This window comes from Streptomyces sp. LUP47B, assembly GCF_001746295.1.
In the GTDB taxonomy this organism is placed as follows: domain Bacteria; phylum Actinomycetota; class Actinomycetes; order Streptomycetales; family Streptomycetaceae; genus Streptomyces.
The window spans coordinates 590,800-611,829 of record NZ_MJAH01000002.1 but is presented as its reverse complement, the minus strand read 5'-3'; the positions used below and the strand labels follow the sequence as shown (position 1 = coordinate 611,829).

The 21,030-nt window shown below is 70.8% G+C and carries 24 protein-coding genes; 14 read left to right on the top strand and 10 right to left on the bottom strand.

What is annotated here, in order from left to right:
* Positions 1-150: 150 nt before the first annotated feature.
* Positions 151-1,275, top strand: a complete 1,125-nt coding sequence (locus BFN33_RS09330; RefSeq protein WP_079140733.1) for an SMI1/KNR4 family protein — start codon at positions 151-153, stop codon at positions 1,273-1,275.
* A 175-nt stretch (positions 1,276-1,450) separates the two neighbouring features.
* Here BFN33_RS09330 and BFN33_RS09325 read toward each other — a convergent pair whose 3' ends face one another.
* A complete protein-coding gene (locus BFN33_RS09325) occupies positions 1,451-1,669 on the bottom strand; it encodes a hypothetical protein (protein ID WP_069759674.1) in 219 nt (72 codons plus the stop codon).
* Between the two features lie 44 nt (positions 1,670-1,713).
* A complete protein-coding gene (locus BFN33_RS09320) occupies positions 1,714-1,950 on the bottom strand; it encodes a hypothetical protein (protein WP_069759422.1) in 237 nt (78 codons plus the stop codon).
* A 143-nt stretch (positions 1,951-2,093) separates the two neighbouring features.
* Here BFN33_RS09320 and BFN33_RS09315 point away from each other — a divergent pair, with 143 nt between their 5' ends.
* Positions 2,094-2,669 (top strand): dihydrofolate reductase family protein, encoded by a 576-nt coding sequence (locus BFN33_RS09315; RefSeq protein ID WP_069759421.1) that lies wholly within the window; start codon positions 2,094-2,096, stop codon positions 2,667-2,669.
* 69 nt (positions 2,670-2,738) lie between these two features.
* On the opposite strand, the gene BFN33_RS09310 is transcribed toward BFN33_RS09315, so the two are convergent.
* Positions 2,739-3,686 (bottom strand): LAETG motif-containing sortase-dependent surface protein, encoded by a 948-nt coding sequence (locus BFN33_RS09310; protein WP_069759420.1) that lies wholly within the window; start codon positions 3,684-3,686, stop codon positions 2,739-2,741.
* 260 nt (positions 3,687-3,946) lie between these two features.
* Between BFN33_RS09310 and BFN33_RS09305 the strand changes: the two genes are divergently transcribed.
* On the top strand, positions 3,947-5,608 hold the full coding sequence (locus BFN33_RS09305; RefSeq protein ID WP_069759419.1) for a glycoside hydrolase family 13 protein: 1,662 nt from the start codon (positions 3,947-3,949) through the stop codon (positions 5,606-5,608).
* Positions 5,609-5,617: 9 nt separating this feature from the next.
* On the opposite strand, the gene BFN33_RS09300 is transcribed toward BFN33_RS09305, so the two are convergent.
* The gene (locus BFN33_RS09300; RefSeq protein WP_176742353.1) at positions 5,618-6,379 is read right to left on the bottom strand and encodes a DUF4142 domain-containing protein; all 762 of its coding nucleotides are present in this window, start codon (positions 6,377-6,379) and stop codon (positions 5,618-5,620) included.
* A 251-nt stretch (positions 6,380-6,630) separates the two neighbouring features.
* On the opposite strand from BFN33_RS09300, the gene BFN33_RS09295 reads away from it, so the two are divergent.
* The gene (locus BFN33_RS09295; RefSeq protein WP_176742341.1) at positions 6,631-7,311 is read left to right on the top strand and encodes a DUF6445 family protein; all 681 of its coding nucleotides are present in this window, start codon (positions 6,631-6,633) and stop codon (positions 7,309-7,311) included.
* 31 nt (positions 7,312-7,342) lie between these two features.
* Here BFN33_RS09295 and BFN33_RS09290 read toward each other — a convergent pair whose 3' ends face one another.
* Positions 7,343-7,801 (bottom strand): FxLYD domain-containing protein, encoded by a 459-nt coding sequence (locus BFN33_RS09290; RefSeq protein WP_069759418.1) that lies wholly within the window; start codon positions 7,799-7,801, stop codon positions 7,343-7,345.
* 148 nt (positions 7,802-7,949) lie between these two features.
* On the opposite strand from BFN33_RS09290, the gene BFN33_RS09285 reads away from it, so the two are divergent.
* Complete coding sequence (locus BFN33_RS09285) at positions 7,950-8,423, top strand: hypothetical protein (protein ID WP_069759417.1); 474 nt, start codon at positions 7,950-7,952, stop codon at positions 8,421-8,423.
* A gap of 33 nt (positions 8,424-8,456) precedes the next feature.
* On the opposite strand, the gene BFN33_RS09280 is transcribed toward BFN33_RS09285, so the two are convergent.
* The 3 genes from BFN33_RS09280 to BFN33_RS09270 all read right to left on the bottom strand — a co-directional run bounded on the left by BFN33_RS09280 (position 8,457) and on the right by BFN33_RS09270 (position 10,110).
* Complete coding sequence (locus BFN33_RS09280; protein WP_069759416.1) at positions 8,457-8,828, bottom strand: DUF6479 family protein; 372 nt, start codon at positions 8,826-8,828, stop codon at positions 8,457-8,459.
* Positions 8,829-8,835: 7 nt separating this feature from the next.
* Positions 8,836-9,234 (bottom strand): luciferase family protein, encoded by a 399-nt coding sequence (locus BFN33_RS09275; protein WP_069759415.1) that lies wholly within the window; start codon positions 9,232-9,234, stop codon positions 8,836-8,838.
* Between the two features lie 96 nt (positions 9,235-9,330).
* Complete coding sequence (locus BFN33_RS09270) at positions 9,331-10,110, bottom strand: class I SAM-dependent methyltransferase (RefSeq protein ID WP_069759414.1); 780 nt, start codon at positions 10,108-10,110, stop codon at positions 9,331-9,333.
* Positions 10,111-10,521: 411 nt separating this feature from the next.
* Here BFN33_RS09270 and BFN33_RS09265 point away from each other — a divergent pair, with 411 nt between their 5' ends.
* The 5 genes from BFN33_RS09265 to BFN33_RS09245 all read left to right on the top strand — a co-directional run bounded on the left by BFN33_RS09265 (position 10,522) and on the right by BFN33_RS09245 (position 15,692).
* The gene (locus tag BFN33_RS09265) at positions 10,522-11,232 is read left to right on the top strand and encodes a DUF4328 domain-containing protein (protein WP_069759413.1); all 711 of its coding nucleotides are present in this window, start codon (positions 10,522-10,524) and stop codon (positions 11,230-11,232) included.
* A 50-nt stretch (positions 11,233-11,282) separates the two neighbouring features.
* Positions 11,283-12,377, top strand: a complete 1,095-nt coding sequence (locus BFN33_RS09260) for a sugar ABC transporter substrate-binding protein (RefSeq protein ID WP_069759412.1) — start codon at positions 11,283-11,285, stop codon at positions 12,375-12,377.
* A gap of 94 nt (positions 12,378-12,471) precedes the next feature.
* Positions 12,472-13,677, top strand: coding sequence for a sensor histidine kinase (locus BFN33_RS09255; protein ID WP_069759411.1), 1,206 nt, complete (start codon positions 12,472-12,474; stop codon positions 13,675-13,677).
* A 334-nt stretch (positions 13,678-14,011) separates the two neighbouring features.
* The gene (locus tag BFN33_RS09250; RefSeq protein WP_069759410.1) at positions 14,012-14,671 is read left to right on the top strand and encodes a response regulator transcription factor; all 660 of its coding nucleotides are present in this window, start codon (positions 14,012-14,014) and stop codon (positions 14,669-14,671) included.
* Positions 14,672-14,795: 124 nt separating this feature from the next.
* Positions 14,796-15,692 carry a CPBP family intramembrane glutamic endopeptidase gene (locus BFN33_RS09245; RefSeq protein WP_305144222.1) on the top strand — a complete coding sequence of 299 codons (897 nt, stop codon included), beginning with the start codon at positions 14,796-14,798 and terminating at the stop codon, positions 15,690-15,692.
* Positions 15,693-15,832: 140 nt separating this feature from the next.
* Here BFN33_RS09245 and BFN33_RS09240 read toward each other — a convergent pair whose 3' ends face one another.
* Positions 15,833-16,180, bottom strand: coding sequence for a hypothetical protein (locus tag BFN33_RS09240; RefSeq protein WP_069759408.1), 348 nt, complete (start codon positions 16,178-16,180; stop codon positions 15,833-15,835).
* A 106-nt stretch (positions 16,181-16,286) separates the two neighbouring features.
* Here BFN33_RS09240 and BFN33_RS09235 point away from each other — a divergent pair, with 106 nt between their 5' ends.
* From BFN33_RS09235 to BFN33_RS09225, 3 genes are read left to right on the top strand one after another with little or no spacing between them, the layout of a single operon-like run.
* Complete coding sequence (locus BFN33_RS09235; protein ID WP_079140731.1) at positions 16,287-16,934, top strand: RNA polymerase sigma factor; 648 nt, start codon at positions 16,287-16,289, stop codon at positions 16,932-16,934.
* Entirely contained in the window at positions 16,931-17,923 is a 993-nt protein-coding gene (locus BFN33_RS09230) for a CU044_5270 family protein (RefSeq protein ID WP_069759406.1), read from the top strand. Before BFN33_RS09235 ends, BFN33_RS09230 begins: the two co-directional genes overlap by 4 nt.
* 36 nt (positions 17,924-17,959) lie before the next feature.
* Entirely contained in the window at positions 17,960-18,280 is a 321-nt protein-coding gene (locus BFN33_RS09225) for an antibiotic biosynthesis monooxygenase (protein WP_069759671.1), read from the top strand.
* Positions 18,281-18,332: 52 nt separating this feature from the next.
* Here the strand turns inward: BFN33_RS09225 and BFN33_RS09220 are convergent, their stop codons facing one another.
* Complete coding sequence (locus BFN33_RS09220) at positions 18,333-19,904, bottom strand: carbohydrate-binding protein (protein WP_088245289.1); 1,572 nt, start codon at positions 19,902-19,904, stop codon at positions 18,333-18,335.
* Positions 19,905-20,030: 126 nt separating this feature from the next.
* Here BFN33_RS09220 and BFN33_RS09215 point away from each other — a divergent pair, with 126 nt between their 5' ends.
* Positions 20,031-20,648, top strand: a complete 618-nt coding sequence (locus tag BFN33_RS09215; RefSeq protein WP_069759405.1) for a phosphoribosylanthranilate isomerase — start codon at positions 20,031-20,033, stop codon at positions 20,646-20,648.
* The last annotated feature ends 382 nt before the right edge of the window (positions 20,649-21,030 follow it).

Genomic DNA, 21,030 nt, shown 5'->3' with positions numbered 1-21,030 from the left:
CTTGTCCGAGATCTGCACCAGTAGGAAGATCCTCTGACCATGCACCCGAGGAGGCCACATGCTGCGAGCCGTACGGCACGGCGACTACGCGCCACTGGCCTTCTACGCGGTGGCAGTCGTCTTCTGCTCCCGGTAAAGGTCCATAGACCCGTGAATGCTTCAGATCCGCACGTCAACGCCTTCGCCGAGATCTTCGGCGATCCGCCGGCCGACCACGCCGTACCTGTCGACTGGGCGGCAGTCGAGTCCTGGTTGGGGACGAGCCTGCCCGCCGACTACAAGGCCATCGTCGCCGTGTACGGACCACTCGACATCGGCGCCTGGCTCTGGCTTCACATGCCAGGTGTCAACCGCGGTTGGTTCGACTACGGGGCGTGGGTCCAGCAGGCTCGGCGTGACGCCCCCGGCGTCCTTCCGTTCGGCGCCACCCGTACCGCCGACACCCTCTACTGGGACACCACAGCATCCGACGACCCCGACCAGTGGCCGGTCGTCATGCACTGTCAGGACGACGAGAACGCGGGCCGCGACCCCTGGCGGCGCTTCGCGACCCCGCTCGTGCCGACGCTGGCCCGGCTCGTGGCCGACGGCATGCGCCCGGTGGCCACCCGAAGTGGCATGCAAAGCGACCTGGAGCACACCCCGTGGACACCGCCGCCTCGGCGACCGGAGCCAACTGCTCAGCAGCGGGCAGCGCTCACCACGGGCAGCGGGCTGGAGACTTTGACCGCACTCGTCCCGCCGCCGGAGACACCCTCGCTCGGTAAGCACAACTGGGACTGGCTCTACGAACGGCTTGGTACACGTCTGCCCGGCGAGTACGTACGACTGATGGAGCGGTACGGGGCCGGCACCTGGTGCGGCTGGCTCCGCTTCAACATCCCCTTCGGCGAGGACCAGTACGCGCTCACACCGTGGGCCGAGTGGTACGCCGAGACCTACCAGGGGCAGCGAGCCGAGTTCCCTGAGTATCACCCCCTGGCGGTCTATCCCGAGCCCGGGGGATTCCTGCCCTTCGCCGATTCCATCGACGGCGACCAACTGTGCTGGCTGACCGAAGGGGCCACGCCGGACGACTGGCCGTTGATCGTCGTGCCGCGCCATGCCGACCAAGGCCCACCGCTCAACGAAGACCTCACCACAACCGTGCTGGAGTGGCTGCGCGGCCGGTTCGCGACCGAGGGGCTGCCCCCGCTCGGACGCCGCGACGAGGACCCCCTCGACTACATCGAATTCGAGCCCTACGACGCAGAACCAGCCGCTGATGACCAATGATTCAGCACCACGTCGGTCGAGCTGCGGGAGCTGAGGCGTTCCATCATCCGCATCACCCACCCTGGTTCAGGCCGTCCTGACTTGCCTCTGGCCAGGTCGGACCGAGGATGTCCAGCCAACGCCGAGGATGCGCCGGTGGCGCGGTGCCCTGGACGCTTCCGACCAGTCGCCGGCCTCACGCCTCCGCCCCCCACCGCTCGGGCCCGCCCCCCTTCCACTCGATCCACGGCGACCGCGCCACCTCCGCCGCGTCGATCTCCAGGCCCGCCCGCCGGAGGAATTCCGCGACGTCGGTCAGGTTGTGGGCCAGGCCGAGGATCTCGCCGTCCACGCGTACGCGGCGGCCGCCGGTGGGGGACGGGGGGTGCACGATCACGCGGATCGGTCCGGACATGTCCTCAGGATCGTCCGGGGCGTACGGTCCCGCACTTCGGTCCGTCATCGTTCGAGCCGTTCGTTCATGGTGCCGATGTCCGACCGTCCCAGGTCACGCAGTTCCCGCCACTCGGCGGGGCGCGGGCGCCCGCGCTGCCAGTGGGGATGGAAGAACACCTGGGCCGACAGCCGGTGCAGTTGTCGGCGCAGTTCGGTGTGGCCGGGGCGCTCGGCGAGCTCGTGGTAGATGGCACTCCACTCGCGCTGTGCCCGGGCGAGGTCGTCGGGGAACGATCGCATGCCCGGATTCAATCATGTGTTCGATTTATTGGGCCATGGCGGGCACGGCGATGAGTTCCGGGGAGGTGCCGGGTCTACAGGGACGACGGAAGCCCATACAGCTCACCAGCCCATCCAGCCCGTCCAGACGACCGGAAAACGACATGACCGCCACCTACACCTTCGACGTCTTTTCCAGTCTCGACGGCTATGCCGCCGCCGGCGGTGACTGGACCGGCTACTGGGGCAAGCAGGGGCCCGAGTTGCTCGACCACCGCCTCGCCCTCTACCGCGAGGAGCAGCGGATGGTGTTCGGGGCCACCACGTACCGGGCGTTCGCGCAGATGCTGGCCGAGAGCACCGAGGACTCCGACGTGCGTGACCCGTGGGTCACCCGGATGAGGAACCTGCCGGCGACGGTCGTGTCGACGACGCTGGAAGGGCCCCTCGACTGGCCGGACGCGACCGTCGTGAGCGGCGACGCCGTCGATGTCGTGGCGCGGCTCAAGAAGGAGTCCGACGTGCCATTGCGTTCGCACGGCAGCCTGTCGATGAACCGGGCGCTGATGGCCGCCGGTCTGGTCGACCGAGTGCAGGTGACGCTCTTCCCCGTCATCACCGGCCGGACCGGCCTCGACCCGGTCTTCCGGGGTGCGGACGACTTCGATCTGGAGCTGCTGGAGAGCCGGACGCTCGACGGGCACATCCAGGAGCTCGTCTACCGGCCCACCCTGCACTGAGGGCCGCAGACAACCGAAAGGGCCGCCCGCACCGCGAACGGTGGGACGGCCCCGTCAGTTCAGAAGGGGTCAGGCGCGCGAGGCCTTACGGCGCCGCGTGGCCAGCACGATGCCCGCGCCACCCGCGAGCAGCACGGCCGCGCCGCCCGCGATCAGCGGGGTGTTGCTGCTGGCGCCCGTCTCGGCGAGGTTGTCGCCGCCGCCACCGTTGGGGGTGGGCGCACCCGGAGTCGTGGTGGACTCCGAGGCCGACGGGGTCGGGGTGGACGTCGACGGGGTCTCCGAGGCGGGAGGCGTGCTCTCGGAGGCCGGCGGGGTGGACTCCGAGGCAGGCGGGGTCGACTCCGAGGCCGGCGGCGTGCTCTCCGAGGCCGGCGGGGTGGCCGGAGGCGTCGACGGCGGGGTGGCCGTGCAGTCCTTCGTGCCGCCGTTCCAGGCCGCGATCAGCTTGTCCTTGATGACCGGGTGGTCCGGGCCCTTGGGGAGGTCGCCGTGCGTGAAGCCGTCGTTGGCGTCCAGCTTGCCGTCGAACTTCGTGTTGCCCCGGTAGAGGTCGATCTGCGCGTAGCAGCCGAGGTCCGGGATCGAGATGTCGAGGGAGTCGACGGCGCCGGCCTTGACGGTCACGGTGTCGAAGTCGTGGAAGACCTGCTCGCCGGAGGTGGCGAACGTCGGGCCGTGCGCGCGGTAGGACGCGAGAGAGGCCGTGCAGGTGGACGCGTCGCCCGCCGCGCGGACCTTGACGTGGACCTTGCCGTCGTCGGTCGGCTTCAGGTTCAGGTCGTCGACCTTGACCGAGGCGAAGAAGTTCTTGCCGTCGAGGGAGAACTCGCAGCGGTCGGTCTCGGTCTTCGAGCCGGCGCCCGTACCCGGCTTGTAGCTTCCGCCGTCCTCCCAGCCCTTGCCGCCGGGGCAGTCGGATGCCGAGGCGACGGAGGCGAGGGCAGCGGAGAAGGCGAGCGTCGCGGCGCCCGTCCCCAGCAGGCGCCGCAGGGTGACACGTCTCGCTATGGACATACGTATCCCGTCAGGATGAGAGTGAGTGGTCTCAGAAAACACTGGGCCCATTGGTCACATGCGCCACGGTGTTCACACATCGTGGATCTCCTTGCGGAACGCTGTCAACCTGCGGTGATACAACGCCCGTTCAGGGGTCATCACAATTTCGACACACCGGGAACGATCTACTCCGCATCACCCCGGGTTCACGTTTCCGGCGAGTGGGCAGATATCCCCTTTGTCGTCCCGCAGATCGACCGCATCGCAGAGGAGCCCGCGTGACCGTCCGCACCACCACGCCCGACCTCTCCGGCAAGGATCCCGACTGGTGGCGGCAGGCCGTCGTCTACCAGGTCTATCCCCGCAGTTTCGCCGACGCCGACGGTGACGGCCTCGGGGACATCAGGGGCGTCACCGAGCGCCTCACGCACCTGGCCGCCCTGGGCGCCGACGCACTGTGGCTGAGCCCCTTCTACCCCTCCGAGCTCGCCGACGGCGGCTACGACGTCGCCGACTACCGGGACGTCGACCCGCGTCTCGGGACACTCGACGACTTCGACGCGATGGTCACCGAAGCGCACCGGCTCGGGCTGAAGGTGATCGTCGACCTCGTCCCCAACCACACCTCCCGTCGGCACGTCTGGTTCCAGGAGGCCCTCGCCGCCGGCCCAGGATCCGCCGCGCGCGAGCGGTACGTGTTCCGGGACGGACGCGGCGCGCACGGCGAACTCCCGCCCACCGACTGGCAGTCGGTCTTCGGCGGCAGCGCCTGGCGGCGGGTGCCGGACGGGCAGTGGTACCTGCATCTGTTCGCCCCCGAGCAGCCCGACCTCAACTGGTCGCACGACGAGGTCCGTGAGGACTTCCGCACCACCCTGCGCTTCTGGTCCGACCGCGGGGTCGACGGCTTCCGCGTGGACGTGGCGCACGCGCTGGCCAAGGACCTGACCGAGCCGTTGCGCGACCTCGGTGACCTGCCCGGCGTCGCCGAGGAGGCCCTGGGGCAGCTGCCGCCGGGCGGCCACCCCTACTGGGACCGCGACGAGGTCCACGAGATCTACCGCGACTGGCGCACGATCCTCGACTCCTACACCCCGCCCCGCATGGCCGTCGCCGAGGCCTGGGTCCCGGGCCCGCGCCGCGCGCTGTACGCCCGCGCGGACGAACTCGGCCAGGCCTTCAACTTCGAGTACCTCCAGACCGCCTGGGATGTCGGCGAGCTGCGCCAGGTCATCACCGACTCCCTCACCACCGCCCGCGCGGCCCACGCCTCGGCCACCTGGGTGCTCTCCAACCACGACGTCGTACGGCACGCCTCCCGCCTCGTGCTGCCACCGGGCACCGACGAGAACGCCTGGCTGCTGTCCGGCGGCCACGCGCCCGCCGTGGACGCGCAGCAGGGCCTGCGACGCGCTCGCGCGGCCACGCTGCTCATGCTCGCGCTGCCGGGATCGTCGTACGTCTACCAGGGCGAGGAGCTCGGTCTGCCCGAGGTCGCCGACCTGCCCTTCGAGGTGCTCCAGGACCCGATCTGGGAGCAGACGGGCCGGGTCCGCAAGGGGCGCGACGGATGCCGGGTGCCGCTGCCGTGGACGACGAGCGGTCCGTCGTACGGCTTCGGGGCCGGCGGTGCCTGGCTGCCGCAGCCGGAGTCGTTCGCCGGGTACGCCGTCGAGGCCCAGGACGGTGTCGAGGGCTCCACGCTGGAGCTCTACCGCACCGCCCTGCGCCTGCGCCGAAAGCTTCTTCAGGGCGAGGACCTCACCTGGGGGGACGACTCACCGGCCGACGTGCTGGACTTCGTCCGGCACGAGGGCTGGCGGTGCGTCACCAATCTGTCGGAGCGGGCCGTCCCGCTCCCGGCGGGGGAGGTACTGCTCACCAGCAGCCCGCTGGAGGACGGGCTGCTGGGTCCCGACACGACCGCCTGGCTCGGCTAGACCTGAGGGCTAACCGATGGTCGGCGTCGGGGTCGCGCCCCCGGCCGGGGTGGCGCCGTTCGCGTTCTCGCCGGGGATCCCGAGCGGCGTCGACGTCGGGTTGGCCGGCGGGCTGAGCACGACCATCGGCGCGCCGGGCTGCGGGGCCGGCGGAGTGAGGTCGGTGCTGGGCAGCTTCGGCGGAGTGGTCTGCATGAAGAGGGCCTGGTCGAAGTTGACGAAGCCGGTCTTCTCCATGACCGTCATGTGGTCGAGCACCGTGTCGTTGGCCATGTCGGCCAGCGAGCGCACCAGTGAGTTCTTGGTGGTGGAGCGGATCTTCGAGATCGTGTTGAAGATCGAGCCGTGCGTCACCCGCAGGATGTTGGCGAAGTTCGTGTCGAACTGCTGGCCGCTGCTCGACTCGATCGTGTTCACGAAGCCCACCTGCTGCGGACTCGCCACGTTCGGGATGGTGATGTTGAGCATCGGGGCGATCTTGCGGCAGGCATCGTCCAGCGCCGCGTGCCCGTCGATCAGATGCTTTCCGGCTTCCTTCACCTCCGGGGTGGTGCCCTTCTGCAGGGCGACCTGCCCCAGCGGGTACTCCCACAGACCCGCCGCCCGCACCTTGACGACGAAGTCGCGGTCCTGCTCGGTCAGCGGGCCCCACTGCGTCTGGGCGATGATTCTGTCCTGAGCGGTCGTAGCCTGGCTGACACCCAGCATGGACGGGTACGCGAGAGCGCCCAAGGTCAGAGTGAGGGCTCCGCCCACGAACAGCGTTCCCATCGCGTTGCGCGAGAGTGGCACCGTGCCTCCTGCCCGGTAGGGGTTTCCCGCCGGGAGGCGGGTCGGACGCACAGGAGTACGCACGCGGGGCCGCAGTTGTTCATCACCACTTCCGGAGGATGACCGGGGTCACAGACGCACCGTCAGGACAGGCCGTCGGCCGCAGGTTGACCGTCCGTTGACCGGTTCGCGGCGAAGTCCTGGTGCAATCGCGGGAGAGCCGTGACGGGCCCCGGACCTAGATTCGCCGCATGTCCATGCCACAGCGGTCGCAGCGGCCCCTTCCCGTCCTCCCCTACCGCAAGCCCACAAAGGGCCGCGACTACTGGGTGATCGACGACGTGCTCCCGGACGTCGACGCCGTACGGGAACGCTGTCTCGCCAAGGACGACTGGGTGAAGGGATACCCGTACACCTCGGAGACCTGGCCCGGACTGCGCACCATGCCGGGGCTCGCACCCGCCGAGCTCGGGAGGGTCGAACGGCTGGTGAAGCAGGCGACCGGGGCCAGGGAGCTGTGGGTGCAGCGGGCGCCCGGCGGGGGCACCCTCAACCACAACTGCGTGCAGGTCGTGGGGAAGGGCGAGAGCGAGCCCCGGCCGCACACCGACTCGCGGGCGCTGTGCCGGTACGCCGCCGTGCTGTATCTCAACCCCGGCGTCCCCAAGGACTGCGGCACCAGCTTCTACCGGCAGGCCATGCCCGGCGGACGGCTCGGCGGCAACGTGGTGCAGGCCCCGCACAACAACCTCGTCGAGGCCCTCGGTACCCGGTTCGTCGCGCCGGACGCCTTCGAGGAGGACGTACGGGTGCCGCACCGGTACAACCGGCTGCTCCTCTACAACGCCAACCTCGTGCACAGCGCGACCGGTTACTCCGGCAGCACGCTGGAGGAGAAGCGGATGACGGCCGTCTTCTTCTGGATGGCGTGACCACGCCCAGCGCCTGCCCGGCGGACCGGCCCTAGTGACGGACCGCTCTGGGCACCTTCGCCCGCACGTCCCCCGACAGGTCGTGCGTGCTGCGCGCGGTGCCCTTGCCCGAACCACCCGCGGGCACGTCCGACACGGTCAGCACGACCGCGTCCAGCAGCTTGCCGTTCCGGTCGGTGAAGTCGACCTCGACGGTGAAGGACTTCGCCGAGTCCGCGGAGTTGGTGGCGGTGACCTCCACCGTCGTACGGCCGTCCGAAGCGGTGGTGGGGGTCCCGAGCCGTACGTCGTCCCTGGCGTCGACGCCGTTCCTGATGTCGTCGAACCGCCTGCCCGCCTCCGCCGTGGCCGACGACACCGCGTCCCCGGCGCGGGAGGCGGCCGACGCGACCTTGCTCGCCACCGACGACGGGCTGTCGTCGTCGGAGCAGGCGGTCAGGCCGGTGAGGGCCAGAGTCGTCAGCAGCGCGGCAGTCGTCCAGCGGGTCATCTCGCCTCCAGCGGGGTGTCCCTCCAGTGAAGGGCTCTCCCCCCGCGACCGCACGCCCGGCGTCACCCGAACGGCTCACTCCCGTGGTGGCCGCCCCCGCTCCGCCCGATGGTCGAAGCACATCGACCCCGAAAGGCGGGACACGGTCATGACGCAGCAACCGCACGCCACACAGCCGTCCGCGGGCACATCCCCGGCCCCGGCCCCGACCCCCGCGCCGGGCCTCGGCCCGACGCCCACCGAGGCCGCGTGGGCCACCGGCGGCGTCGTCTTCGCCGGTGTGCTGATGCTGATGAACGGCGTCCTGGCGATCTTCCAGGGCATCTCCCTGCTCGCGAAGGACGACGTCTGGAGCCGCGTCGGCGACTACGTCTACAAGATCAACCTCACCGGCTGGGGCGTGATCCTCCTCTGCCTGGGCGCGCTCGCGGTCGTCACCGGCGCGTTCGTCCTCAAGGGCGCCGCCTGGGCCCGGATGACCGGCATATTCCTGGCCTCGCTGAGCATGATCGCCCAGTTCCTCTTCCTGCCCTACGCCCCGTTCTGGTCGCTCATCATGGTCGGCGTCGACTTCTTCGTGATCTGGTCGCTGGCGGTGTACCGGCCGGAGACGCGGGTCTGATCCCGAACAGCGGGAGCCGTGTCGCAGGCCCGGTCACACGTGTCCGAGGCCGCCGCTGCCGAAGCCGCCACTGGAGCCGGGCAGCCAGCGTTTGCGGTCCTGGTCCTTTCCTCGTCTGCTTCCCGAGTGATGGAGCTGGTACGGCATCAGCCGTTCCTGCTCGTCCGCGGTGACCGGCAGCTCGTCCGGCTCGCGCATCTCCCGCATCTCACGGATCGGCCCGGTCTCCGGGAGGTGCGGCTGCTCCTTGCTGAGCGGCCGTGGAAGCTCCCGTTCCTGGACCCTCATGCCGAACACCACGGCACACACCAGTGCGCCGGCGATGAACAACCCACCGGCAAAGGCGGCGATCACGTTGACCACTTCGCTCGACGAGGCCGCCAGGACAAACGTCGCGGTACTCATAGTCCGATTATCGCCTAATCGGGACGAAAGGGGAGTCTCGGGGGACCACGGTGACCCGGTGGAAGTTGCATGCGGCAGGTCCGACAGGCCGGGACCCCGCCTGGTGGGCCTTCAGGGCCATGCTGACCAGGCTCATCAGCAGGTCGACGTCGGTCTCGCAGTCGAGGTGGACGGTGACCCAGCGGGAGCCCGGCAGCAGCCGGACCGCGGTCGATTCCTGGAGATCGTCGTGGAATCGGCGGATGGCCGGTTCGGTGAGGTGCAGATCCACGTCCCGCCCCGGGTGGAAGTGCACGATCTCACTGTGCCCGGAGCGCAGTGCCAGCCCCGCTCCGCAGCTGGGCAGGCCCGTGCTGAGGTCGGACCACGCCTCCAGGCGCTCCAGGGCGCGCTCGGCCAGAGTCATGCGCCCATCGTCGCCCGCTCACCGCCTCGCAACCAGAGGTTGAGCGAAACGTAACCGGGGCGTGAGGTGTCGCGGGGACCTCGCTCGAGGTCTGTTTCACGTGGTTCGTCCGCGTACGGCCCAGGCGCGTGCCGAGAGCGGGATCGAACCGTCGGGGGCGGTGGGGGCGGCCACGCGCAGGGCTTCACGCAGGTCGTCCCGGGCGGCCGGGGGGAGGGCGGTGACATAGCCCGGCGCGGGGCCCTGGCCGGCCAGGAAGGGACCCCACAGGTCGGCGAAGTCGGCGAAGACGGTGGGTACTTCGATCGCGCGCACGATCACGTCGGTGAGCCCCGCGGTCGTCCACAGGTCGTGCAGCGGCTGGGGACGACAGCCGGGGAACCGCAGACCCTCGTCCAACTCGGCCGCGGCCGGGTCGAGTTCGGCGGCGGTGTCCCAGAAGAGGCGCAACAGGCGCATCCCGTCGGCGTAGTCCCACACGTACCCGGCCACCAGAGCGCCGCCCGGCCGGACCGCGCGGGCCATCGCGCTGACCGCCGCCGCGGGGTCGGGCAGGAAGTTCAGGGTCAGACCGCTGACCGCCACATCGAAGGCGCCGTCCCGGACGGGAAGCGCCATGGCGTCCGCCACGACCCCGGCCCGGCCCGCGCGGACGAAGCCCTCGGAGCGGTCGCAGCCCACGACGAGGCCGGGCCGGCAGCGTTCCCGGACCACCGCCGACAGCACCCCGGTGCCGCACCCCACGTCCAGCCACCGCAGTCCGCCCGGCCGGCCGAGCCAGGCCGTGAACTCGCGCGCGACCGCCCGGCTCCAGCGGCCCATGTAACGGTCGTAGGCGGCGCCGGACGCCCACACGTCGTATCGCTGTCCGTCCATGGCCCCCACGATCCTCGCCCCGCGGGATTTCCTCTCGGCTTCTGGTCTTCGGGCCCGCCGGACATCCTGTCTCTGCGTGGGGGCCGTCGGGCTTGGTCCTCGCTCTTCTGCGAGGCCTGCCGGGCCTGCTCCCCTGCGGGGCCCGCCGGGCTTGTTCTCTGCCCTGTCGCGGGGCCTGCCGGGCCCGCTCCCCGCTCTTCCGCGGGGAAGCCGCTTCCCGCCTTTCCACCTGCCCGCCGTGCGCCGAGTTCCACGCGTCCTTCCACCGCCAGGGCCCGGGGCACCCTGTTTCCCCGCTCGGGCTCGCCAAGCACCCCATTTCTCCAACGGACCCCGGAGAACGTCCGCGTGAACCGATCGCCGGGTTCGCGACGATGAGGGGGTGAACCGATCGTTCCGAAGGGGGACTCCGTGAGTGAGAACACCGTCCGGCCCGCCGTGCGCTCGGCGCGTGGCTCCGCCCGCCTCGCCGTCGCCGGCCTCGGGCTCGCGGGTGCCGCCTACGCGCTGCGGGCCGTGTGGGACATCCGGCTCGCCGTCGCGGGGGAGCCCGCCTCCGGGCCGCCGGACCAGGGCGAGGGCCGGCACCGGCCGCTGAACGCCCTGGAGGACTCGTACCACCAGATCAGCTCGGCCGGAAGCATCCTCACGCTGGTGTGCGCGGCCCTGTTCATCGGCTGGCTGTGGCGGATGCGGGACAACGCGCGGGCCCTGTCCGGCGAGCGCCCGCGCTACGCCGGCATCTGGGTCTACGCCGCCTGGCTCGTGCCGATCGCCAACCTCTGGATCCCGCGCGGCATCGTCGCCGACATCCACCACAAGAGCGCCCCGGACCGGAAGCTGCCCGTCGTGGTGAACGTGTGGTGGGCGCTGTGGCTGGTCGGCATGGTCACCGGGCTCGGCCTCATGTACGACGGCGACACCGACGACCTCATCGCCCGCGCCTACCACGGCGTGACCACGCTGCTGGTCTCCGATCTCGCCGTCGTCGGCGCTGCCGTCGCCGGGATCCTCATGGTGCGCACGCTGACCGCAACGCAACTTGTGGACATCGGTGCTCAGTTGCGTACACCAAGTGGTGATCCCTTGAAGGAAACGGTCAGGGCGTTTGATCGGGATTGAGGGCACTTACTGTTGCGCCTACGTGACAGCCCCCCACCCACAGGATCGCCATGCGCCCCATCCCCTCCGTCATGGCCGTCTGTGTCTCGGCCCTTGTGCTCACCTCCTGCTCGGTGGGCAGCAGCGACACCGCGGTGAGCCCCAAGAAGGGCGACGACATCACGCTGGGCCTGCTGCTCCCCGACCGGGACACCAGCCGCTTCGACCGGTTCGACTACCCGCTCATCAAGAAGGAGGTCGCGACCCTCACCCGCGGCAAGGGCAAGGTCAGTTACGCCAACGCCGGGGCGAGCGAGAAGCGGCAGAGCCAACAGTTCCAGCAGATGGTCGCCGACAAGGTGGACGTGATCCTGGTGGACGCGGTGGACTCCAAGGCGATCGAGCCGGAAGTCCAGAAGGCGAAGGACGCGGGCATACCCGTCATCGCCTACGACCGGCTCGCCCAGGGCCCCATCGACGCCTACGTCTCGCACGACAACGAGCTCGTCGGCGAGGTGCAGGGCCGGGCCGTCGTCGAGGCGCTCGGCGACAAGGCCGAGAAAAGCAAGATCGTCATGATGAACGGCTCCCTCGCCGATCCCAACACCGCCCTCTTCAAGAAGGGCGCGCTGGACGAGCTCAACGGCAAGGTCGTCATCGCCAAGCAGTACGACACCAAGGACTGGCTGCCGTCGGTCGCCAAGGCCAACATGAAGGCGGCGATCGCCTCGTTCGGACTGAACAACATCGCCGCCGTCTACTCGGCCAACGACGACATGGCGGGCGCGGTCATCGACGAGCTCAAGGAGGCGGGGGCCACGAAGATCCCGCCGGTGACCGGGCAGGACGCGAGCCTCGCCGCGGTGCAGCGGGTCGTGTCGGGCGAGCAGTACATGACCGTGTACAAGTCCTTCCTGCTGGAGGCGACCAACGCGGCGCAGATCGCGGTGTACAAGATCCAGGGCCGCGACCTCCAGTTCGACGCGCTCATCCGCGACAAGGTCGACAGCCCCACCCAGAAGGACATCCCGTCCCTGCTGGTGCCGGTGGTCGCGCTGACCAGGGACAACATCCGGCAGACGGTGATCAAGGACGACGTGTACACCGTGAAGCAGATCTGCACCGCCCAGTACGCGGCGGACTGTGCGGCGATCGGCCTCAAGTAGCGGGTACAGCAGGCTGTACTTTCCGCCTTCCGGCCGTACTCCGAACTCCTTTTCCGCCTAGGGTCGTTGTCCTGCAGCCAGAGGGGGGGTTCGGATGGCCGGCGCCGACGTCAGGAGCCTTGCCCTGGGGACCGCCATGACCGCGGCCGCCGCGCTCGGCCAGCTGGTCTCCGGACTCGGTACGGCCGTCCTGGCGCCGTTCGTGCTGTTGTGGCTGGTGCTGGCGCCCGGCGGGGTGCGCGTGCTGCACGCCCTGGCCGGCATGGAACGCGTCCGGCTCGCGCGGTGGGGCCCCGAGGTCATCGCCCCCGCGCCCCCGCCGACGCGGCTGTGGGCCGCCCGCGCCGACCCCACGACCCGGCGTGAACTGCTGTGGCTGGTCCGCCATCTCGTCGTGGGCCTGCCGCTGGGGCTGCTCGGCTTCGTCCTGCCGGTGCTCGCCGTACGGGACATCGCCTTTCCGCTGTACTGGCGGCTCACCCCGAAGGACGCGACCGCCACGTCCATCGGGGTCGGTGTGGCGCACTCCTGGCCGGAGGCCCTGGCCGTGTGCCTGCTCGGCGTGGGCTGGATCGCCATCATGCTGGGGCTCACGCCCGGCATGGCACGGCTCCAGGCGAGCCCGGGGCGCCGGCTGCTGTCGGCCGGTCCCGACGCGGATCTGTCCCTGCGCGTCGCCGAGTTGACCGCCACCCGGGCCGCCGCGCTGGACGCCCACGCCACCGAACTGCGGCGCATCGAGCGCTCGTTGCACGACGGCACCCAGAACCGGATCGTCACGGTGACCGTGCTGCTCGGGGCCGCCCGCCGCATGGTCGCCCGCGATCCGGTCGGGGCCGACGAACTCCTGGAGCGGGCCCAGTCCGCGGCCGAACAGGCGCTGGCCGAGCTGCGGACCGTCTCCCGCAGCATCCTGCCGCCGGTGCTCGCGGACCGGGGGCTGGCCGGGGCGCTCACCGGGCTCGCGGCGGAGAGCGCGGTGCCGTGCACGGTCGACGTCGAGATGCCGCGGCGATGTGCGGCCTCCGTCGAGGCGACCGCGTACTTCGTCGCGGCCGAGGCGCTGACCAACATCGCCAAGCACAGCAGGGCGTCCCGGGCCACGATCACGGTCCGCGCCCCCGGCTCACGGCTCCTGCTGCGGATCACGGACGACGGCCGGGGCGGCGCCGACGAGCACGCCGGCTCCGGCCTCACCGGCATCCGCCACCGCCTCGCCGCCCACGACGGCACCCTCCACCTGACGAGCCCACCGGGCGGCCCGACGGTACTGGAGGCGGACCTGCCGTGCGGTGTGTGAGCGGCTGTGTGGGGTGGGGCGTGGCCGGGTGTGAGGGCGTTCTTCGTTCGGCGGGGCCGCCGGGCGTGCCCGTTGGCTGGGGTGGCGGACCTGCCGTGCGGTGTGTGAGTGGCTGTGTGGGGTGGGGCGTGGCCGGGTGTGAGGGCGTTCTTCGTTCGGCGGGGCCGCCGGGCGTGTCCGTTGGCGGCAGTGGCGGATCTGCCGGTAGGAGCGCCGAGCGGCTGTCTGTGACTGGGCGCTTCGTCGTGCGGGGTGGGGCCGTGGCCCTGTGTGAGGACGTTGCTCGTCCGGCGAGTTCGTCGGGCGGCCGGATGAACCTGGAGATGGACCTGCCATGCGGATCGTGATCGCCGAGGACGACGCCCTGCTGCGGGAGGGGCTCGCCCTCCTGTTGCGTGCCGAGGGGCTGGACGTGGTCGGCACCGCCGGCACCGCCGAGGGCGCGCTCGACGCCATCGACGCGCACCAGCCCGACGTGGCCATCCTCGACGTACGGATGCCGCCCACGCACACCGACGAGGGGATCCGCGCGGCCGTCGAGGCCCGGCGGCGCAGGCCCGGGCTCGCCGTCCTCGTGCTCTCCGCCTACGTCGAGCAGAGCTTCGCGACCGAGCTGCTGACCGGCGGGGTCGGCGGGCTGGGCTATCTGCTCAAGGAACGGGTCGGCCGGGTCGAGGAGTTCCTCGACGCGCTGCGCCGGGTGGCGTCCGGCGGCACCGCCATCGACCCCGAGGTCGTCGCGCAGTTGTTCACGCGGTCCCGTGAGGACACCCGACTGGAGCGGCTCAGCCCGCGCGAGAAGGACGTACTCGCCCTGATGGCCGAGGGGTTGGGCAACAGCGCCATCGCGGAGAAGCTGTTCGTGACCGACGGGGCCGTGCACAAGCACATCCGGAGCATCTTCGCGAAGCTGGACCTGGCGCCCACGGACCAGGTGGACCGGCGGGTGGCGGCGGTGTTGCGCTACCTGGAGGACGCGCGCCGGGCCCGCTGAGGTACAGCCTGCTGTACCGGGAGTCGGGGCGTGCGCGGCAATGATCCCAGGGCGCCGCGCTGGTGTGCTGGAGCCATCACATCAGCCCCCTCCGAAGGGATCCGCGGTGAGCGTCCAAGTCCCCGTGAGCACCGACACCGGCACCGAGAACCGACCCGCTCCGCAGGCGGACGGCGGGCTGCGCGGCAGCATCCGCCGCAACCCCCTGACCTGGTTCTTCACACTGGCCTTCGCACTGAGCTGGGCCGCCTGGACGCCGTACGTCCTCTCCGAGAACGGCCTCGGCGTCTGGCACTTCGCCTTCCCCGGCTCCGGCGGCACCACCCAGGTCACGGGCGTCCTGCCCGGCGCCTACCTCGGCCCGATCGCCTCGGCCCTGCTGGTCACCGGCATCACGGAGGGACGCGCGGGCCTGCGGACCTGGCGGGCCAGGATGACCAAGTTCAAGGTGAGCTGGCGCTGGTACCTGATCGTCCTGCTCGCGGTGCCGGCCACGCTGACCCTCGCCTCGGCCGCGCTGGCCGGCCGCGGTCCCGCCCTGCCGCCCGTGACGGTCCTCGCCGCCTTCCTTCCCGGACTGCTCATCCAGATGATCACCACCGGTCTCGCGGAGGAGCCCGGCTGGCGGGAGTTCGCGATGCCGCGGATGCAGCGCCGCTACGGCCCTCTGCACGCGACCCTCTTCGTCGGCGCGCTGTGGGGCTGCTGGCACCTGCCGCTGTTCCTCACGGAGTGGGGCGGCGGGCCGCACGTGGCGTGGACCGTGCCGGTGGAGTTCATCGCGATGACGATCACGTTCAGCTGCGTGATGACCTGGGTGTTCAACAAGTCCGGCGAGAGCATGCCGCTGGTCATGCTGCTGCACACCGGCGTCAACAACTTCTTCTCCATCGCCTGGTCGGACATGTTCCCCTCGCTGTCCGACCGCGACCTCGCCCACGCCCTCCTCCTCAGCACGACGGCGGCGGCCCTGATCCTGCTGGCCGCGACCCGGGGCCGGCTGGGCCTGTCCGAACGGTGACCCCGCCCCACCGCACACGAACGGGCGCCCGGTGCCTCCCTCGTCGCCCCGGGAGCCCGTTCCGGTGCTTCCCTGATGCTGTTCGTCGCTCGCGCCGGATCGGATGTCGATTCGCCGCGGGAATGTCGACGGGCTCGCGGCTAGTTCTGCGCGCCGCCCGCGAACTGGAGGGAGATGTGCCGCAGCACCTCCGCGGAGGTGTCGGTGCGGCCCTCGTCGTGGACCTCGGCCAGCCGTACGAAGGCGAACGCGAAACAGTTGGCGATGCTCGCGATGGCGGGCCCCAGCTCCTCGGCCACGGCGTCCGCCGCCGCGAGGCCACTGGCGTCCGCGGGCAGGTGGATCCGTGGGAGGGTCTCCACGAGAAGCGCGGAGATCGCCCCGGTCAGCGCGGCCTGCCGGTCGGGGTGTTCGCGGGCCTGCCGGCGCATCTCCAGTGCCTCGGTGAGGATGCCGACGACGTTCTGCATGACCTCTCGCTGCTCCATGGACGCAGCGTAAGCGCTGCGCGGGCAGGCTTGTGCGGGGCGATGTCGGCGGGGTGTGTGGCGCAGAGCACAGGAACTGCGGGTCGAGGTGCGGAGCGTTACGGGTGTGAGGGAAACAGAAGTGGCGGAACCGGACCGGGCACGGATCCGGGCCGGTGACCGGGCGGCGTTCGGGGAGCTGTACGACCGGTACGCGCGGGCGGTCTACAACCATGCCCTGCGGCTGACCGGGAACTGGGCGGAGGCCGAGGAGGCGATGTCCGAGACCTTCCTCGCCGCCTGGCGGACGAGACAGACGGTGGAGGCGGAGGGCGGCTCGCTCAAGCCCTGGCTGCTCGGCATCGCCACGCACAAGGCGTACAACGCCAACCGGGGTCTGCGGCGCAGGCTCGCCTTCCTGGCCCGCAGCCCCGAGCCGCGCCCGGTCGAGGACTTCGCCGAGGAGACCGCGGGCAGGATCGACGACGCCCGCCGACTGGCCGTCGTACACCGGGCGCTGGGCCGGATCGGACGGCAGGACCGTGAGGTGCTCGCGCTGTGCGTGTCCGCCGGGCTCGACTACCGGCAGGCCGCAGAAGCGCTCGGCGTCCCGGTCGGCACGGTGCGCTCCCGGCTGTCCCGCGCCCGGGCCCGGCTCGCGCGACTGAGCGCGGAGGAACAGGGGCGAACCAGGACGGAACCACCCCGGGCCCACGGAGAGATGGAGAGTGAGGCCGCGCTCGCGGCCCTGTTCCTGCGGGAGGAGACCCGATGAGCGAGGCCGAGGAACTGTTGTCGGCGGAGTGGGACCTCCCGCCGGAGTGCCACCGTCACTTCAAGGACGTACTGATGCAGCAGATCGATCACGACACAGCGGTCACGCCTCGGCGGAGCCGGTTCCTGCGGCCCGCCGTACTGGTTCCGCTGGCCTCCGCGGCCCTGGCCGGCGCCCTGCTCGTGACCCTCTCCGTGGACGGCCGCGGCCCGGCGACCGGGTCCGCCCCGTCGGTGACCACGGCCGGCGCCTCCGTCACCCTCAACCGGATCGCCACGGCCGCCATGGCCAGCGACACGGTCCGGGTGCGGGACGACCAGTTCGTGTACGTCAGGACGCTGGAGCGCGAGAACAAGGGCGACTTCAGTGGCCCCGTGCGGCTCGGCGCCCTGCACACCGAGGAGCGCTGGACCTCCCAGGACCCCGGCCCGCTCCGGGTCACCGGGTGGATCAAGGCCAGCGGCAAGGACGCGATCATGCCGGACCAGATGCTCCCCATCGAGTCCCCCGATCCCCGTCCGGCGGGCGTCGACCACCCCACCTACCGGTGGCTGGCCTCGCTGCCCACCGACCCCGACGCCCTGCTCGCCAGGCTCCGCAAGGAGGCCAGGCCGGTCGAGGGCGAATCGCGGGACCAGGCGGTCTTCTCCCTGATCGGCGATCTGATCGGCGGCACGATCATGCCGCCCGCGAACGCCGCCGCCTTCTACAAGGCGGCCGCGAAGCTGCCAGGTGTGCGGGAGATCCCCGACGCCGTCGACGCGGCCGGCCGGCACGGGATCGCCATCACCCTCGACGACACCGGCTTCGCCACCCGCGACGAGTGGATCTTCGACAAGGAGACCCTCGCCCTGCTCGGCTCCCGCTTCTACGTCACCGACCCGGACCGGGGCATCACGACCGAGACCCTGTTCGGCACCACCGCCGTGATGAAGACCGCCGTCGTCGGTGGGAAGGGCGAGGTGCCCGCCCGGGCCGCGGCACGCTGACGTCCCTCTGATGCCCGGTGGCGCACAATGGCCGTCATGAGCATCGTCAAGATCAACGTCCTCACGGTCCCCGAGGAGCAGCGCGAGACGCTGGAGAAGCGGTTCGCCTCTCGCGCGGGGACCGTCGAGAACTCGGACGGATTCGAGTGGTTCGAGCTGCTGCGCCCCGTCGAGGGCACCGACACCTACCTCGTCTACACGCGCTGGCGTGGCGAGGAGGACTTCCAGAAGTGGATGTCCGGGATGTCGCAGGCCTCGCACGGGGGCGGCGGCGAGCAGGGCCGTCCCAGGCCCGCCGCCTCCGGCTCGACGCTGTGGACCTTCGAGGTCGTCCAGCAGGCCGCGCCCAAGCAGTGAAGACGAGGGGACCCCGGGTACGGATCACGCGGCCCGGGGTCCCCGCGGTGTACTACAGCGTGACCGGCTTGCCGCCGAAGGTCACGACCAGGCTGCCGTCGGAGGCGTAGGACCAGCCCAGGGCGCCCGCGTAGGTGGAACAGCGGGAGCCGTTGGTGCCGGACCAGAACTGGTTGGAGCTGTCGGCGTCACCGGCGTACCGGTCGTTGCCTCCGCTGTTGCACGAGGTGTTGCTGCGGAAGACCGAGGTGCCGGTCTCGAAGTTGAAGTTGCGCTCGGTGTTGGCGATGGAGACGTTGCTCGTGATGGTCATCGAGCCGGGGTTGCTGTTGTAGGTGAACCCGTGGTGGCCGTTGCCGTAGGCGACGCTGTGCCGCACCACGTGGTTGACCGCGATGTCGTCGCCGCCGAGCTTGAAGCCGTTGCGGTCGCCGTTGCCGGCCTGGGAGCCGTCGGTGAGCGTGCCGTTGCCGTAGGACAGCGAGTACTCGATGGTCACCGGGCCGATCGCGCCGGTGTCGGTCTTGGTGTAGAGGTCCCAGCCGTCGTCGATGTTGTTGTGCGAGACGGTGTACCGGAACACGTTCCCGGTGCCGGTGGTGAGCTTCGCGGCGAAGCCGTCGGCGTCCTCGCCGTCGGAGTCGGCGTTGTCGTGGGATTCGGCGCTCAGGATCAGGTTGTTGGCCGGCCACTGGCTCGCCGGGGTGGAGGAGGCGATCCGGCCCAGCTGGAGGCCGGTGTCACGGTTGAAGCGGGTCACCGTGCGCTCGACGACGTTGTTGCTGCCGCCCACGTAGATGCCGTTGTCCCCGGCGCGTTCGACGACGAGGCCGTAGATCTTCCAGTAGTTGGCGTTGAGCTGGATTCCCCGGTTGGTGGAACTCTCGCTCTGTGCCGAGAAGTTGAGCACCGGTGTCTCGCCCGGGTAGGCGGAGAGCGTGGTGCGTGCGGACGAGGTGCCGTTGCTGCCGGCCGGGATGGTCACCGTCGAGGAGTAGGCGTACGTCCCACCGCGCATGTAGATCGTGCCGCCGGCCGAGATACGGCTGATCGCCGAGGTGAGGGTGGTCGGGGCGGTCACCGTGCCGGCCGCGCCGTCGGTGCCGCTCGGTGACACGTACAGGGCGCTGCTCGACGGCGGCGGGGTCGTCGTGCCGGACGTCTCGGCGTCCAGGTAGTCGACGTTGGGCAGGCCGTTCGCGGTGGTGGGGTTGAGCCGGATCGTGTTGCTGCCGGAGTTCACCGGGACGGTGAGGGTCTTGGTGGTCCAGCCGGTCCAGGCGCCGGTGGACTCGAAGGACGCCGAGGAGACCGTCGTGCCGTTCACGATGATGTCCGCGGGGCGGGCGGTGGTGGTGCCGTTGGCGAAGCGGACGCTCAGGGTCGCCGTGCCCGATGCGGGTGCGGACACGGTGAACTGGGCGTAGGCGCCGGTGGCGTTGGTGCCGTTGCAGAAGCCGCTGCCGGAGTAGCCGGCGTACTCGGTCTCGACGGCTCCGGTGCAGGTGGCGGGCGCGGACTCGGCCTCGTAGCGGGTGGTGGCGGCCTGCGCTGTGGTGCCGGACAGTGCGACGAGCGTGCCGGCGATGAGGCCGACGGATGTGATGACTGGTCTCAGGTGCATCGTTCGTCTCCATGGTGTGCGGCGACGGGGGCACGTATCGTTGGGAAGGTAAGCGCTTGCCATGGCCGCGTCAACGGTTATGTATGTGATCGTTGTTCATGGGCGTGAATTGGATACGGTGGCGGCATGACGCTCTTCGTGAAGATCTGCGGCCTGAGGACCGAGCAGGACGTCGACACGGCCGTCGAGGCCGGCGCCGACGCCATCGGGTTCGTCTTCTCCGACAGCCCGCGCCGCATCGACCCCGCGACGGCGGCGCGGCTGGCCGCCAGGGTGCCCGAGAGCGTCGTGACGGTGGGTGTGTTCCGCCGCGAACCCCTGGAGTACGTACGCTCCGTGGCCGCGGAGTCGGGCATCGGGGCCGTCCAGCTGCACGGCCCCGAGGACCGCGACTACTACGCCGAACTCGCGTCCGGCGGCTGGACCCTGATCCGCGCGGCCGCCTTCGGCGACTCCGTGCCGCGCTGCGGCGAACTGGGCGAGGACATGCTGCTCCTCGACGCCCCGGTGCCGGGGTCCGGCATCGCCTGGGACTGGTCCCGCAAACAGGTGGCCGGGGCCGGGGAGAAGTGGCTCCTGGCCGGGGGCCTCACGCCGGAGAACGTCCGGGAGGCCGTCGACGTCACCCGCCCCTGGGGCGTCGACGTCTCCAGCGGCGTGGAGGCAAGCCGGGGCGTCAAGGACCCGACCCTGATCACCGCGTTCGTCGAGGCGGCACGGGCGGGGGCCGCCACCTCGGGGTGAGTCTCGGGGCGTCGGTGCTCGGCAGGGGCAGCGCCGTGGGGGGACGGTCGTCGTTGCCGGGTGAGGGTTGGTCGTGGCTTGTTGCGCAGTTCCCCGCGCCCCTGGGGGTGTGCCGTGTTCGTCGGCTTCCCGTTGGGGGCTCCGAAAGTCGGTGCGGCCCGTTGTCGAGTGCGGGTTGGTCGTGGCTTGTCGCGCAGTTCCCCGCGCCCCTGGGGGTGTGCCGTGTTCGTCGGCTTCCCGTTGGGGGCTCCGAAAGTCGGTGCGGCCCGTTGTCGAGTGCGGGTTGGTCGTGGCTTGTCGCGCAGTTCCCCGCGCCCCTGGGGACGTGCCGTGTTCGTCGGCTTTCCGTTCGGGGCTGCCGTTGCCCGCGCCCCTGGGAGTG

Excerpts from the sequence above, each read along its gene's own strand:
- BFN33_RS09285 (WP_069759417.1), top strand. The coding sequence starts at position 7,950 with ATGACGCAGCAACCGCACGCCACACAGCCGTCCGCGGGCACATCCCCG.
- BFN33_RS09260 (WP_069759412.1), top strand. The coding sequence starts at position 11,283 with ATGCGCCCCATCCCCTCCGTCATGGCCGTCTGTGTCTCGGCCCTTGTG.
- BFN33_RS09225 (WP_069759671.1), top strand. The coding sequence starts at position 17,960 with ATGAGCATCGTCAAGATCAACGTCCTCACGGTCCCCGAGGAGCAGCGC.
- BFN33_RS09310 (WP_069759420.1), bottom strand. The coding sequence starts at position 3,686 with ATGTCCATAGCGAGACGTGTCACCCTGCGGCGCCTGCTGGGGACGGGC.
- BFN33_RS09300 (WP_176742353.1), bottom strand. The coding sequence starts at position 6,379 with ATGGGAACGCTGTTCGTGGGCGGAGCCCTCACTCTGACCTTGGGCGCT.
- BFN33_RS09215 (WP_069759405.1), top strand. The coding sequence starts at position 20,031 with ATGACGCTCTTCGTGAAGATCTGCGGCCTGAGGACCGAGCAGGACGTC.
- BFN33_RS09295 (WP_176742341.1), top strand. The coding sequence starts at position 6,631 with ATGTCCATGCCACAGCGGTCGCAGCGGCCCCTTCCCGTCCTCCCCTAC.
- BFN33_RS09240 (WP_069759408.1), bottom strand. The coding sequence starts at position 16,180 with ATGGAGCAGCGAGAGGTCATGCAGAACGTCGTCGGCATCCTCACCGAG.
- BFN33_RS09290 (WP_069759418.1), bottom strand. The coding sequence starts at position 7,801 with ATGACCCGCTGGACGACTGCCGCGCTGCTGACGACTCTGGCCCTCACC.
- BFN33_RS09230 (WP_069759406.1), top strand. The coding sequence starts at position 16,931 with ATGAGCGAGGCCGAGGAACTGTTGTCGGCGGAGTGGGACCTCCCGCCG.
- BFN33_RS09275 (WP_069759415.1), bottom strand. The coding sequence starts at position 9,234 with ATGACTCTGGCCGAGCGCGCCCTGGAGCGCCTGGAGGCGTGGTCCGAC.
- BFN33_RS09270 (WP_069759414.1), bottom strand. The coding sequence starts at position 10,110 with ATGGACGGACAGCGATACGACGTGTGGGCGTCCGGCGCCGCCTACGAC.
- BFN33_RS09250 (WP_069759410.1), top strand. The coding sequence starts at position 14,012 with ATGCGGATCGTGATCGCCGAGGACGACGCCCTGCTGCGGGAGGGGCTC.
- BFN33_RS09315 (WP_069759421.1), top strand. The coding sequence starts at position 2,094 with ATGACCGCCACCTACACCTTCGACGTCTTTTCCAGTCTCGACGGCTAT.
- BFN33_RS09320 (WP_069759422.1), bottom strand. The coding sequence starts at position 1,950 with ATGCGATCGTTCCCCGACGACCTCGCCCGGGCACAGCGCGAGTGGAGT.
- BFN33_RS09220 (WP_088245289.1), bottom strand. The coding sequence starts at position 19,904 with ATGCACCTGAGACCAGTCATCACATCCGTCGGCCTCATCGCCGGCACG.
- BFN33_RS09280 (WP_069759416.1), bottom strand. The coding sequence starts at position 8,828 with ATGAGTACCGCGACGTTTGTCCTGGCGGCCTCGTCGAGCGAAGTGGTC.
- BFN33_RS09325 (WP_069759674.1), bottom strand. The coding sequence starts at position 1,669 with ATGTCCGGACCGATCCGCGTGATCGTGCACCCCCCGTCCCCCACCGGC.
- BFN33_RS09255 (WP_069759411.1), top strand. The coding sequence starts at position 12,472 with ATGGCCGGCGCCGACGTCAGGAGCCTTGCCCTGGGGACCGCCATGACC.